The organism is Halorubrum sp. SD612, assembly GCF_002135005.1.
On record NZ_NEWI01000091.1, the window covers coordinates 1 to 12,219 of the forward strand.

13 protein-coding genes and 1 pseudogene are annotated in these 12,219 nt (G+C 70.3%); 9 read left to right on the forward strand and 5 right to left on the reverse strand.

The annotated features are described in order from the left end of the window. Positions 1-534: 534 nt before the first annotated feature. Entirely contained in the window at positions 535-1,464 is a 930-nt protein-coding gene (locus tag B9G38_RS10930; RefSeq protein WP_086220392.1) for a branched-chain amino acid transaminase, read from the forward strand. 61 nt (positions 1,465-1,525) lie between these two features. On the opposite strand, the gene B9G38_RS10935 is transcribed toward B9G38_RS10930, so the two are convergent. Both B9G38_RS10935 and B9G38_RS10940 read right to left on the reverse strand, forming a co-directional pair. After that, positions 1,526-2,239 (reverse strand): DUF502 domain-containing protein, encoded by a 714-nt coding sequence (locus B9G38_RS10935; protein WP_086220393.1) that lies wholly within the window; start codon positions 2,237-2,239, stop codon positions 1,526-1,528. Between the two features lie 87 nt (positions 2,240-2,326). Beyond that, positions 2,327-3,166 (reverse strand): proline dehydrogenase family protein, encoded by an 840-nt coding sequence (locus B9G38_RS10940; RefSeq protein WP_086220394.1) that lies wholly within the window; start codon positions 3,164-3,166, stop codon positions 2,327-2,329. 104 nt (positions 3,167-3,270) lie between these two features. On the opposite strand from B9G38_RS10940, the gene B9G38_RS10945 reads away from it, so the two are divergent. From B9G38_RS10945 to B9G38_RS10965, 6 genes are all read left to right on the forward strand, one after another. Further along, on the forward strand, positions 3,271-3,813 hold the full coding sequence (locus B9G38_RS10945) for a CDP-2,3-bis-(O-geranylgeranyl)-sn-glycerol synthase (RefSeq protein ID WP_086220395.1): 543 nt from the start codon (positions 3,271-3,273) through the stop codon (positions 3,811-3,813). Between the two features lie 151 nt (positions 3,814-3,964). Then, the gene (locus tag B9G38_RS10950; RefSeq protein ID WP_086220396.1) at positions 3,965-4,147 is read left to right on the forward strand and encodes an HVO_0416 family zinc finger protein; all 183 of its coding nucleotides are present in this window, start codon (positions 3,965-3,967) and stop codon (positions 4,145-4,147) included. Between the two features lie 86 nt (positions 4,148-4,233). Continuing rightward, a complete protein-coding gene (locus B9G38_RS18270; RefSeq protein WP_198945678.1) occupies positions 4,234-4,392 on the forward strand; it encodes a hypothetical protein in 159 nt (52 codons plus the stop codon). A gap of 106 nt (positions 4,393-4,498) precedes the next feature. Further along, the gene (locus B9G38_RS10955; protein WP_086220397.1) at positions 4,499-6,343 is read left to right on the forward strand and encodes a UvrD-helicase domain-containing protein; all 1,845 of its coding nucleotides are present in this window, start codon (positions 4,499-4,501) and stop codon (positions 6,341-6,343) included. After that, positions 6,340-7,692 carry a Xaa-Pro peptidase family protein gene (locus B9G38_RS10960; RefSeq protein ID WP_086220398.1) on the forward strand — a complete coding sequence of 451 codons (1,353 nt, stop codon included), beginning with the start codon at positions 6,340-6,342 and terminating at the stop codon, positions 7,690-7,692. The genes B9G38_RS10955 and B9G38_RS10960 overlap by 4 nt, the downstream gene beginning before the upstream one ends. Positions 7,693-7,792: 100 nt before the next feature. Beyond that, positions 7,793-8,752 carry a BGTF surface domain-containing protein gene (locus B9G38_RS10965; RefSeq protein ID WP_086220399.1) on the forward strand — a complete coding sequence of 320 codons (960 nt, stop codon included), beginning with the start codon at positions 7,793-7,795 and terminating at the stop codon, positions 8,750-8,752. Positions 8,753-8,833: 81 nt separating this feature from the next. Here the strand turns inward: B9G38_RS10965 and B9G38_RS10970 are convergent, their stop codons facing one another. Beyond that, entirely contained in the window at positions 8,834-9,133 is a 300-nt protein-coding gene (locus tag B9G38_RS10970) for a hypothetical protein (RefSeq protein WP_086220400.1), read from the reverse strand. Positions 9,134-9,316: 183 nt separating this feature from the next. Between B9G38_RS10970 and B9G38_RS10975 the strand changes: the two genes are divergently transcribed. Then, a complete protein-coding gene (locus B9G38_RS10975; RefSeq protein ID WP_086220401.1) occupies positions 9,317-9,937 on the forward strand; it encodes a riboflavin synthase in 621 nt (206 codons plus the stop codon). 33 nt (positions 9,938-9,970) lie between these two features. Here B9G38_RS10975 and B9G38_RS10980 read toward each other — a convergent pair whose 3' ends face one another. Next, on the reverse strand, positions 9,971-10,678 hold the full coding sequence (locus tag B9G38_RS10980) for a phosphoglycerol geranylgeranyltransferase (RefSeq protein ID WP_086220402.1): 708 nt from the start codon (positions 10,676-10,678) through the stop codon (positions 9,971-9,973). Positions 10,679-10,778: 100 nt separating this feature from the next. Then, the gene (locus B9G38_RS10985; RefSeq protein ID WP_086220403.1) at positions 10,779-11,858 is read right to left on the reverse strand and encodes a tubulin/FtsZ family protein; all 1,080 of its coding nucleotides are present in this window, start codon (positions 11,856-11,858) and stop codon (positions 10,779-10,781) included. A 74-nt stretch (positions 11,859-11,932) separates the two neighbouring features. On the opposite strand from B9G38_RS10985, the pseudogene B9G38_RS10990 reads away from it, so the two are divergent. Beyond that, a pseudogene (locus tag B9G38_RS10990) lies at positions 11,933-12,219 on the forward strand (hypothetical protein); the annotation flags it as partial.

A 12,219-nucleotide genomic window follows, 5' to 3' on the forward strand; every position in this document is an offset into this window, starting at 1 on the left:
AAGCAGCACGCGCGAGGGGCGCCGCGAACGCCCGATAGGGCGTGAGCGGCGAGGCTGGGGAGGCGTGAGGTGCGGAGCGGTGCGGGGCGGGGCTCAAAGGGGCAGTCGCGAGGACGGCGCAGGCGTTCACGAGAGCGGAGCTCTCGTGAGCCAATCAGAACGCTTCGCGTTCTGATGACGACGCAAGCACTGGAAGGAGCGAACGAAGTGAGCGACTGAAGCGCGTGGTTCGAGAGAGCGAAGCTCTCTCGTCATCGCCAGAAATCAGAGATTTCTGGCTAGCAGTCAGAATCCGAAGGATTCTGACGACGTCCCGAAAATCGAAGATTTTCGGGCGACAGCGAGCGTGCGCCGTCCTCGCGACTGGGGCTCTGGAAGTGTTCTCCGCCGATCAGTGGTCGTGTATTTATAAATGAGCAGCTGGAGCTTCGGAGTGGTTCACCGTCACTCCGTCACCGGAGTCCGGTCTCGCTTCCTCGCGACAGCCCCGGCCGGTTGTCACAGTTTTAAGACCGACCACCGCAACCTCAGAGTATGGGATTCGACGAGATGGACGTCGACACGATCTGGAAGAACGGGGAGTTCCTCGACTGGGAGGACGCGACGACCCACGTTCTGACCCACGCGCTCCACTACGGGAGCGGCGTGTTCGAGGGCGTCCGCTGTTACGACACGGAGCAGGGCCCCGCCGTCTTCCGCTGGGAAGAGCACCTCGACCGGCTGTTCGACTCCGCGAAGATGTACGACATGGAGATCGAACACTCCCGCGAGGAGATAACCGAGGCCACCCTCGAACTGCTCGACCGGCAGGACCTCGACTCCGCGTACATCCGGCCGATCGCCTACTACGGCTACGACTCGCTGGGCGTCTCGCCGAAGGACTGCCCGACCGACCTCGTGCTCGCCGCGTGGCCGTGGGGCGCGTACCTCGGCGAGGAGGCCCTGGAGGAGGGCGTCGACGTGATGGTCTCCTCGTGGCGGAAGCACGCCTCCTCGCAGGTCCCGACGAACGTGAAGACGACCGGCCTCTACGTCAACTCCATGCTGGCGGGGGAGGAGGCCCGCCGCAACGGCTACGTCGAGGCGATCGTTCTCAACAAGGAGGGGAACGTCGCGGAGGGCCCCGGCGAGAACGTCTTCATGGTCAACGACGGCGAGATATACACCACCGGGCCCGCCCAGTCGATCCTCGAGGGGATCACGCGCGACACCGTGATCACGCTCGCCGAGGAGCGCGGCTACGAGGTCCACGACGAGGCCGTCATCTCCCGCGGACAGCTGTACACCGCCGACGAGCTGTTCTTCACCGGCTCCGCCGCGGAGGTCACCCCGATCCGGTCGGTCGACGACACCGAGATCGGCGCGGGCACCCGCGGCCCGGTGACCGAGGAGCTCCAGCGGGCCTTCTTCGACCTGGTCGAGCGGCGGACCGACGACCACGACGAGTGGTTCACCTACCTCTAGCTCGCCGCGCCGGCCTTTCGACCGACCGCTTTTTTCGCCTGAACCGCGCGCGCTCGAACGGCTACTCGCCGGACCCGCGTCCCTCGGCCGCCGACCCCTCCCCGTCGCTCGGGGTCCCGTCCGTCCGGACGCGTCCGAACCCGCCCGGCGTCCCGCCGCCGTCGCCCTCGGCGGGGTCCTCCTCGCGGACGGGGACCTGATGGGCCGACTCCGCGAACCCGGCCGAGAGGACCCGCGTCATCCCCTCCTCGACGGTCTCGCCCGTTTCCTCGATGCGGTCCGGCTCGACCTCGATGACGAAGCCGGTGGTGATGTTCGGCGCGGTCGGCATGAACAGGACGATCTTCCCGTCGCGGGTCTTCTTCCCGGTCCGGAAGGCGGTCATCCGGATCCCGGGCCAGGTCTCGATGTACACCGGGCTCTGCAGCTCGTCGGTGCCTGAGATCGCCGTCTCGATCGCGAGCTTCGAGGCGTTGTACACCACCCGGAGCGCCGGGATCCGATTTATCGCGTCGTCCACCGCCGACTCCGCCAACCGACCGAGCGTGGTCCGCATGAAGTACCCCACCGCGAGCACGACCGTCGCGAACACCGCGAACGCGATGATGACCCGGGAGACGGGCTCTAACGGCGCCGGGATGACCTCGGGCTGGAGTCCCTCGATGAGGGGGATCGAGGCGATGTACTGGTAGATCCAGCGGAGGACCAACAGGAGAACGAGGAGCGGCGCCAGCACGATGAGCCCGCTGGCGAAGTCGCGTTTCCACGTGGACATCTATCGCGTTGGTATGTGTCGGCAATCCTTAAGAGGGCTTCTACGTACCGGCGACGCGCGGTCGGCGGGGTTCGAGCGTCGCGTCGACTACGCGCCCAGCACCGCCCGGACCGCGAACGTCAGGTTCTCCTTGCGCTCGCGGACGCGCCGGTAGAAGTACGAGAGCCACTTGTCGCCGTACGGCGCGTACTGGTACACGTCGATCCCCTGCGCGGCGAGGTCGCGCTGCGCGTCCTCGCGGACGCCCATCAGCATCTGGACCTCGTAGTCGGCGCCGTGGTCGCGGGCGAGCCGGTCCGCCAGCGAGATCATCGCCGGGTCGTGGCTCCCGACGGCGATCCCGCGCTCGCGGCGCTCGAAGAGGAGGGTCAGGTCGTCGCGGTACGCCTCGTCGACGCGCGCCTTGTCGGTGTACGCGATCGACGACGGCTCGTCGTACGCCCCTTTCACGAGCCGGATCTTGCCGGGCACGTCGACGAGGCGGTCGAGGTCGTCGGCGGTGCGCTTGAGGTTCGACTGGATACACTGCCCGACGCTCCACGGGTAGTCGGCGGCGATCGACTCGAAGGCGTCGAGGGTGGCGTCGGTGGTGTCGGCGTCCTCCATGTCGCACCAGACGAACGCGTCGAGCTCGTGAGCGCGGGCGACTATCTCGCGGTAGTGCTCCTCGAACAGGTCGGGCGAGACGTCCATCCCGATCTGCGAGGGCTTCACCGAGAGACAGGCGTCGAGGCCGCTGTCGGCGATGTCCTCGAGCAGGGAGAGATACGCGTCCGTGTCCGCGCGGGCGTCCGCGGGGTCGTCGTAGTGCTCGCCGAGCAGGTTCAGGATGAGCGCGACGCCGTCCTCGTTCGCGGCGCGGGCGTGGTCGAGGGCGGCCGGAACGCTCTCGCCGGCGACGAACCGCCGGGCGATTGGGGGAATCATACTGATGCTTCCGGACGGGGCGAAGTTTACCTTTGTCGACCCGGCGGCCGTGACCGGGAGCGCGATCCGGGGTTTATAACACGCCGCGCGCCGCCCGTGGAGGTATGATCGGTACGCTTGTCGCGACCGCGTTCTGGGCGATGCTCCCGGCGTACGTCCCGAACAACGCCGCGGTGCTTGCGGGTGGCGGCCGCCCAATCGACGGGGGGCGCGAGTGGCGGGGGGCGCGGCTGCTCGGCGATGGGAAGACGTGGCGCGGCACCGCGGTCGGGACGCTGGTCGGCGTCCTCCTCGCGATGGGGCTCAACGGGCTGGCCGCCCCGGCGAGCGCCGCGCTGGGCGCCGACCTGCCGACGTTCGCGCTCCCGGCGGCGTTCGCGCTCGCGTTCGGCGCGATGTGCGGCGACATCGGCGCCTCCTTCCTCAAGCGCCGGTCCGGGCGCGAGCGCGGCGCCGCGTTCCCCGGGCTCGACCAGCTGGACTTCGTCGTCGGCGCGCTGGTCCTCGCCTTCGTCGTCGACACCGACTGGGCGCTCGCGGTGTTCGCGCCGCGCGTCCTCGCGGTCGTCCTCGTGATGACGCCCGTCCTCCACGTCGTCACGAACGTCGCGGCGTACGCGCTCGGCGTCAAGAACGAACCCTGGTGAACGCCGCGTTAGTTCCGTCCGTAGCGGTCGGGGGATTCGACGTTTCGAATCGACCTATTTATTTTCGAAAAACTGATCGAACGTCCGTGTAATTCGCAGCGACGAGAACGAGAGAAACATATATATGCTGGTGTGGCATACCATATCACGCATGTCTAGTAGTGCACCCAGCTCGGACGACGACGTGTTCGACGAGTTCCTCTCGGACCACGGTCACGAGACAGAGATCGTACGCTGGGAGCGGTCCTATAACAAGCTCCAGTGTCCCGAGTGCGGTGCGCTCCACGAGGAGGGATCCGCGCGGTGTTCGGTCTGCGACTGGCGGCCGAGCTGACGCTCGCCCCGGCGACGCGTTCCGCGAATTTTCTTTCCGCCACACTCCCCGGTAGTATTATGTGGAATTACTCGATAGTGACTACCATGCCGACCTGTCAGAACTGCGGTTCGTTCGTCACGACCGACTACGTGCGGGTGTTCACCCCGAACGAGGTCGACCGGCCCCGCGTCTGCCCGGCCTGCGAGGACATGGTCCGCGACGGCGCCGACGTCCGCGAAGCGCGCGCGACGCGGGGCAGCTGAGGCGCCGATCGGGGATGAGTCGCCGCTTCGCCGCCGTCGGATCGACGCTCGCATCGGCGATCACCGAGCCATGGCGTTTAAGGAGAGTCGGAATCTGGGAGTAACAATGACTGACGCCACGGTGACGCGGCTGTTCGGGGGGCCCGGGAGCGGGAAGACGACCGCGCTCCTCGACCGCGTCGAGGAGATTCTCGAGGAGGAGGACGCCGACGTGCGCGACGTGCTCGTCGTCTCCTACACGCGCGCGGCGGCCGCCGAGATCCGCGAGCGGCTGGCAGAGCGGCTCGACGTCTCCCCGCGCAGCCTCCAGGGGAACGTGAGCACGATGCACGCGAAGGCGTACGAGCTGCTCGACCTCTCCCGGGGCGACGTGGTCGGCGAGGACGACAAGGAGTCGTTCTGCGAGGAGTACGGCATCGAGTTCGAGGACCAGCACGGCGGGGCCGGCCGCCGGACCGCGCGCTCGACGACGATCGGCAACAAGATCATCGCCACCTCGCAGTGGCTCCAGCGCACCGAGCGCGACGTGGCCGACTGGTACGACGTGCCCTTCCAGTGGAACGTCGAGGAGGTTCGGCTCCCGCCCGAGGAGGACCCCAACGCCCAGCAGGGGAACAAGTACACCCCGACGTGGCCCTCCGACGACGACCGCATCGACATCCCCGAGACGATCCGGGCGTGGCGCGCGTACAAGGGCGACAACGACCTCGTCGGCTTCGCCGACATGCTCGAACGGGTCGCGCAGCGCTCGCTCGTCCCCAGCGTCGACTACCTGATCATCGACGAGTTCCAGGACATCACGACGCTCCAGTACAACGTCTTCGAGGAGTGGCGGCCGCACATGGAGAAGGTCCTGATCGCCGGCGACGACGACCAGGTCGTCTACGCGTGGCAGGGCGCCGATCCCGACCTCCTCTTGGACACCGACGTCGACGAGGACGTGGTCCTCCCGAACTCCTACCGGCTCCCCTCGGAGATCCTCAACGTCGTCAACGCCGAGATCCGCCACATCGACAAGCGTCAGGAGAAGGACCTCCACCCGCGCAAGGAGGGCGGTACCGTCGAGGCGATCGAGTCGCCGTCGATGATCGAGCTGGTCCGGAACGTGCGGTACACGGTCGAGGACGACGAGGGCGACGTGATGTGTCTGTTCCGGGCGCGCTACCAGATGTTCGACTTCATCGACGAGTTCATCGACCACGGCATCCCGTTCACGATGCTCACCGACGGCCGGATGTGGACCGACCGAGTCCGGGACTACGTCAGCGCGATCGAGAAGGCCGAGGCCGACGAGCCCGTCACCGGGCTGGAGGCGCGGCGGCTCGCGGACATGCTCCAGGAGTCGGCGTTCGGCACCCACGACCGCGAGGAGTTCTACGACTTCCTCGACGACCGCGAGGAGGCGGCCGACGCGGACGACGTCGCCCGGATCGAGATCCCGGCCGACACGCTCGACGAGTACATCCCGTTCATGCCGGACGCCGCCAGCGCCGACGACATGGTCCGGAAGGTGACGAGCTTCCAGCGGAAGTCGATGGGCGCGTACTTCGACGGCGAGTACCAGGGGACCGACCCGACCCGGGTCCGCGTCGGCACCATCCACTCCGCGAAGGGTCGCGAGGCGGACCACGTGTTCGTCGCCACCGACCTCACGGAGAAGGTGGTCGAGCAGATGGCGGCCTCCATCGACGACCCGAGCGACGTCGACGGCGTCGAGGAGTTCACGAAGACGACGAGTCCAGTCCCCGTCCTCACGGACAACGAGCGCCGCGTCTTCTACGTGGGGATGTCCCGCGCCCGCGAGCGGCTCGTGATCATGGAGAGCCTCATCAGCGGCGCGCCGACGCTCCCGATCAGCGTCCTGCTGTTCAACGAGCTCCGCGAGGAGCCGGCACAGGACCTCGTCGAGGAGGTCCAGGCGGAGCTGGCGGTGCCCGAACCCGAGCCGTGAGCGAGGACGCCGCGACGCCGGAGGGCGCCGAGGAGGGCCTCCGCCCGCTCCGGACCGACCTCCGACCGGTCGTCGAGGCGGTCCGCGACGCCGACGCGGCCGCGTTCGTCGCCGTCGGCGACCGGTCCGACGACGACCTGCGCTACCTCACGCGCTTTTCGGGCCCGGACCGCCCCTACGCGCTGGTCGTCGTTCCGAGCGGCGGAGCGGCCGTCGACAACGCCGACCCCGGCGCCCGCGCGGCCCTCTGCGCCCCCGCGCTGTTCCGCGAGCAGGCGGAGCGCGAGTTCGTCGCGGGCGCGCGCGACTCGACCGCGGAGCCGGCAGACGGCGACGGCGCCCGGTTCCGCGACGGCGTCGCCCGCGAGGTCCGGACCGGGAACGTCGGCGACCACGCCGGCGAGCGCGCGGCCGCGCTCCTCGACGACCTCGCCGCGGTCGAGAGCGGCGGTCGCAGGGTTCTCACTCCGGCGTCGATCCCCCACGACGCCGCGGTGTACCTGGAACGCGCGGGCAACGAGCTGGCGTCGACGGACGCGGTCGCGGCCGCCAGAGAGCGGAAGACGCCCGCGGAGGTCGACCGGCTCCGGCGCGTCCAGCGCGCGACGGTCGCCGGGATGGGGCGCGCCGAAGCGGTCCTCGCCGAGAGCGAGGTCGTCGGGCCGGTCGACGAGGGCGCGGGAGGGCCCCGGTCCGACGACGGCCGCCGACCCCCGCTCCGCTGGGCGGGCGAGCCGCTGACGACGGAGCGGCTCCGCCGCGAGGTGAATCGAGCGCTCGCGGCCCGGGGAGTCCGCGACGCCGGCAACACGGTGATCGGCGCCGGCCCGTCGGCCGCCGACCTCCACCACGTCGGCGACGACCCGATCCGGCCCGGCGAGACGGTGCTGCTGGACGTCTCGCCGCGGGGCCCGGACGGCTACTACGGCGACGCGACCCGGACGTTCGTCGTCGACGGCGACGGCGGGTGGGAGCGCCGCGCGTACGTCGCCGTCGAGGCCGCGCGCGAGGCCGCGCTCGACGAGGTCGAGCCGGGCGTCCCCGCGAAGACCGTCCACGGCGAGGCGGCCGCCGAGCTGGCCGCGTACGGGTTCGACCCGAACGCGAGCGAGGGCGAGACCGGTTTCACTCACGGCACGGGCCACGGCGTGGGCGTGAGCCTCCACGAGGGGCCGTCGCTGACGGGCGCGGGCGAGCTCCGCCCGGGCCACGTCGTGACCGTCGAGCCCGGCGTCTACGACCCCGAGGTCGGCGGCGTCAGGCTGGAGGACCTGATCCTCGTCACCGAGGACGGCTACGAGATACTGGCCGAGTACCCGTTCGGGATCGCCCCGACCGAACGCGACTGAGTCGGCGAGGGGTCACGGTGGCGCCCGATCGGACGGTAACTACAACTATCGTTTGAGGCATCGAAGTCGCTTTGATCGAACGGGGAGACCGTTGAGACGCATGCGATCGAGACCCTCCACCTCGGCCGACGAGGCCGAACGGATCGGACGCGTCGGGAGACGACTACAGCGCGTCGGGACCGGGCTGTTCGTGGCCGCGGTCGCCGTCGTCGGAATCCTCGCTCTCGCCGCCGCCGGCGCCGCCGCCGCCGACGGGAGCGCGGAACTCGACGAGTCGATCGTCGCGGTGACCGACGGCGGGACCGGAACGATCGTCATCGAGTCCGACGGCGTCGAATCGTTCGAGGTCGTGATCGGCGACGAGGACGAGGCCGGATACGAGCTCCGAGCGACGGTGACGCCGGACGCCGACGGCGCCGCCGCGCTCACGTACGACCACGGCGCGGCGGGCGACGGCGGTGATCCGCTGACCGCCGACGGCGCAGCGGTCGAACTCGACGGCGAGACCGATCTCGGCGGAGCCCCCGCTCCCGGAGCGTACGACCTGCGGCTGTTCGTCGGCGACGGGAGCGAGCCGACGGACGTCGGCACGCTGAGAGTCGACGCCGGCGGTGAAAGCGGCGACGGCGCCGACGGAAACGATGACGCGGTCGAGGCCGTCACCGCCGCGAGCGTCGAGGACGCGGACGTCCTCGTCGAGCCGCGCGCGACCGCCGTCACGGTGCCCGTCGAGCTCGGCGACGGGGCGGCCGTCGAGATGCGACTCCGGTCGGCCGGCGACGCGAGCACGGACTTCATCGAGACCCGAGAGGCGACGGTGACGGACGGGGAAGCGACGGCGACGTTCGACGCGAGCGTCGCCGAGCCGGGAGACCGGGCGACGCTGACCGTCCGCGGTAACGAGGCGCTCGACGGGCCGGTGACGCGGGACGTGCTCGTGGTCGACGACGTCGATTCGCCCGACACGGGCGACACCGGAGGCGAGGCTCCCGGATTCGGCGTCGTCGCCGCCGCACTGGGGCTTCTCGGCGCCGCGCTCGTCGCCCGAGTTCGGGGGTGACGACGCGACGACGCCCGCGACTGCTCGGGGGCAGCGCGAGCCGCGGCCTTCGGTCGCCGCGGCCGCGGGAACGGCCCGCGGTCAGCGGTCGTCCGAGTCGCTCCCGACCGCGAGGGACGGCGAGTCGTCTTCCGTCTCGGGAGCCGCCGCGTCGTCCCCCCTGAGCCGGGACGGCAGGAGTCCGGAGAGCAGCCGGCGGAGGATCTGCGCGGGATCGAGGAAGTACTGCGGGAGGACCACCATCGCGACGGCGACGACCAGCAGGCCGCCGCCGAGCGCGACCTCACCGTCGAGTAGCCGAAAGACGGCGTAGTTCCCGAGCGGGATGGCGAAGATCAGCGAGGCCGCCAGCCCGATCATATCGAGCAGTCCGAGTCGCATCGGTGACCCGTTGGCTGCCGGGGGTCAAAAGGGACGCGGCGCGCCGGCGACGGTCGCGGTGTGGGCGGCGGTCGCGGTGTGGGCAGCGGTCGCGGTGCGCGCGGCGGGCTCGCACCCGGGACCCGGTCCGTGCCGGGCGCGTCGACCCAGAACGGATATCCCTCGCCCGCCTCTAGTTCCGGTATGTTCACCGGCATCGTCGAGGGCACCGGCACGGTCCGCGAGCGGACCGAGACCGACGACGGGCTCCGCCTGCGGATCGGCGTCGACGGGTTCGACGACCTCCACCACGGCCAGTCGATAAGCGTGAGCGGCGTCTGCCTGACCGTCGAGGAGTGCGGACTCGACGGCGACGACACCGACGGCGAGTGGTTCTCGGTGTTCCTCGCGAGCGAGACGGTCGCGAAGACGTACCTCGGCGAGGTCGACGAGGGCGATCCGGTCAACGTCGAGCGCGCGATGCCCGCGGACGGGCGGTTCGACGGCCACGTCGTCCAGGGCCACGTCGACACCGTCGCCGAGGTGACGGGGATCGAACGGGTCGGCGAGGACTGGCGGTTCGCGTTCGCGATCCCCGAGGGCCACGGCGACTACCTCGTCGACAAGGGCTCCGTGACGCTCGACGGGATCTCGCTGACGGTCGCCGAGAAGCGCGGCGGAGAGTTCGACGTCGCGGTCATCCCGACGACCTACGAGTTGACGACGCTCTCCGAGAAGTCGGTCGGCGACCCGGTCCACCTGGAGGTCGACGTGATCGCGAAGTACGTCGAGAACATGCTGGACGGGTACGCCGGCGCGGACTGAGCGGAGTCCGACCGCTCCGCAGAAGCGGGAGTTTCAGTCGTCGTGCGCGTCCTTCGCGCCCTTCACGGTCTCTCGGACCGCGTCGACGCCCTCGTCGTGGAGCAGGTCGCCGACGACGATCACGTCGCTGTGGGCGGCCATCTCGTTGGCCGACTCGTAGTCGTGGATGCCGCCGCCGTAGAACAGCGTGGCGTCGTCTAAGGCGTCGTGGGCGGCCGCGACCTTCTCCGCGTCGCCGAAGGTGCCCGAGTACTCGACGTAGACGATCTTCTGCCCGAACATGCGCTCCGCGATCTTCGCGTACGCCTCCACGTCGTCCGCGGCGAGGTCGCAGTCGGCCTCCGTCAGCTGTGCGACAGACGCCTCGGGGTTCATCACGATGTACGCCTCGGTGTGGGTCCGGCTCCAGTCGAGGTCGTCGATGCGGACCCACTCCTTGTGCGCGCCGGTGATCCAGAAGGGGCCGCCCGCGTTGAACACGGTGGGGATCAGGTACCCGTCGAGCGCGGGCGAGTCGATCACGACGCCCGGGTTCGACGGCTCCTGGTACAGCGGCACGTCGTACTCCGCGGCGGCGTCGACGACGCGAGTCATCTTCTCCGCGGTGACGTCGAGGGTCCCGCCGATCTCGATCGCGTCCGTCCCGGTCCGGCAGACGTCCTCGAAGGTCTCGCCCCGCCGGAGGTCCTTGTCGGGATCGACCTTCAGCACGTGGTCCCAGTCGTCCCACGGATGAGTCATCGGGCGAGACTCCACCGGGCGAGACCAAAAAGGTGCGGAACCTGTCCCGCCGGCCGGACGGCGGCCGACTCGCCGACCGGCTCCGGGCGCTCCGATCGCCTCAGAGCAGGTCGTCGATCTCGTCGTTCTCGAACGCCGCCGCCGGGTCCGGCTTCTCCTCGCGCTCGTCGCGGACCGCCTGCCGCGCGCGCTCCAGGAACGCCTCGACCCGCTGCGAGCGCTCGACGCCCGCGAGGAGGACCAAGGCGGCGACCCGCTCGGAGTCGAGCGGGAAGTCGCCGCCGCGGACCTGCATCGACCCCGTCTCCTCTTGGAGCCACTTGCGAGCCTTCTCCGCGCCCTTCCGCGAGATCCGGTCCGGGTCGCCGGCGACCGCGACGAGGGCGGCGTCGGCGTCGGTCGCGTTCGGCAGCGAGAGTCCCGTCATCACCGCGCTGCGGACCGCGCTCGTCACCGTGGTGACGTTCTCCTGCGGGTCCTCGGCGGCGGGCGCCGAGGCGAAGCCGACCGCGGCCATCCCGCCCGCGCGGAGCGTGTTGATCACCTCGCTCGTGTCGACGACGGACTCGCCGACGCCCTCGACCGCCTCGCCGGCGGCTAAGATTAGGCCGATCCGCTTCGCCATCGAGGCGTTGATCGCCTCGTAGCCCCCCTCGACGGACTCGCCCGCGGAGCGCCACGCGTCGTTGTCGAGCAGGACCGTCGCGTCGGCCTCGCGGACCAGCGTCTTGAGCGACCGCCCGGCGTTCACCTGGTACATCGTCCCCTCGTCGCGGCCCGGGAGGATGCCGATCGCGTAGACGGGGACGTCGTACACCCTGTTCAGTTCGCGGACGAGGACCGGCGCGCCGCCGGAGCCCGTGCCGCCGCCGAGCCCGGCGACGACGAACACCGCCTCGGCCTCCGCGGTGACCTTCGGGGCGAGGGCGTCGAGCACCTCGACCGCGTCTTCGTCCATCACTTCCGCGCCGAGTTCGTTGTCGCCGCCGACGCCGTGGCCGTTGACGCGCGACTGCCCGACGAGAACCGTTTCGAGCGGGAGCGGGTCGAGGTCGGCGGCGGCGGTGTTCACCGCGAGCGCGTCGAGGACCGCGCCGTAGCCGGCGTCGGCGTCGAACTCCGCGAGGGCGGTCGTGAGCTTGCCGCCCGCCTGTCCGACGCCGAGGAGGACTGCTTTCATGCAACCACGTACCGGGGCCCTCGACAATACTGTTTCCTCGAGGTTTAAGAGTGAAACCGCGAGCAACGGGTCGCATGACCGATCACGCGCAGGGCGCCGCGCCGGCGGGCGCGGAACCGGAGGCGACGGAAGCGGCGGCGACGGAGGCGACGGGGGCGAGCGGACCGAACGACCGGATCGAGGGGCGGCTCCGCGCCGTCGAACGCGCTGTGACCGGGAGCGACGCGCGTCCGGCTGACGCCGCCGCGGGCGCAGAGGCGACCGCCGAGCGCGAGCGGCTCGAATCGCGGCTCGACGACCTCGAGGAACGCGTCGCGGAGCTGGAGGCGGCGACGCAGGCGGTCCGGGGGTACGCGGGGGC

What these genes read in the sequence shown, in the direction of transcription:
- B9G38_RS10985 (WP_086220403.1), bottom strand. Translation starts at nt 11,858, where the DNA reads ATGAAAGCAGTCCTCCTCGGCGTCGGACAGGCGGGCGGCAAGCTCACG.
- B9G38_RS10970 (WP_086220400.1), bottom strand. Translation starts at nt 9,133, where the DNA reads ATGCGACTCGGACTGCTCGATATGATCGGGCTGGCGGCCTCGCTGATC.
- B9G38_RS10945 (WP_086220395.1), top strand. Translation starts at nt 3,271, where the DNA reads ATGATCGGTACGCTTGTCGCGACCGCGTTCTGGGCGATGCTCCCGGCG.
- B9G38_RS18270 (WP_198945678.1), top strand. Translation starts at nt 4,234, where the DNA reads ATGCCGACCTGTCAGAACTGCGGTTCGTTCGTCACGACCGACTACGTG.
- B9G38_RS10950 (WP_086220396.1), top strand. Translation starts at nt 3,965, where the DNA reads ATGTCTAGTAGTGCACCCAGCTCGGACGACGACGTGTTCGACGAGTTC.
- B9G38_RS10980 (WP_086220402.1), bottom strand. Translation starts at nt 10,678, where the DNA reads ATGACTCATCCGTGGGACGACTGGGACCACGTGCTGAAGGTCGATCCC.
- B9G38_RS10975 (WP_086220401.1), top strand. Translation starts at nt 9,317, where the DNA reads ATGTTCACCGGCATCGTCGAGGGCACCGGCACGGTCCGCGAGCGGACC.
- B9G38_RS10965 (WP_086220399.1), top strand. Translation starts at nt 7,793, where the DNA reads ATGCGATCGAGACCCTCCACCTCGGCCGACGAGGCCGAACGGATCGGA.
- B9G38_RS10940 (WP_086220394.1), bottom strand. Translation starts at nt 3,166, where the DNA reads ATGATTCCCCCAATCGCCCGGCGGTTCGTCGCCGGCGAGAGCGTTCCG.
- B9G38_RS10930 (WP_086220392.1), top strand. Translation starts at nt 535, where the DNA reads ATGGGATTCGACGAGATGGACGTCGACACGATCTGGAAGAACGGGGAG.
- B9G38_RS10955 (WP_086220397.1), top strand. Translation starts at nt 4,499, where the DNA reads ATGACTGACGCCACGGTGACGCGGCTGTTCGGGGGGCCCGGGAGCGGG.
- B9G38_RS10935 (WP_086220393.1), bottom strand. Translation starts at nt 2,239, where the DNA reads ATGTCCACGTGGAAACGCGACTTCGCCAGCGGGCTCATCGTGCTGGCG.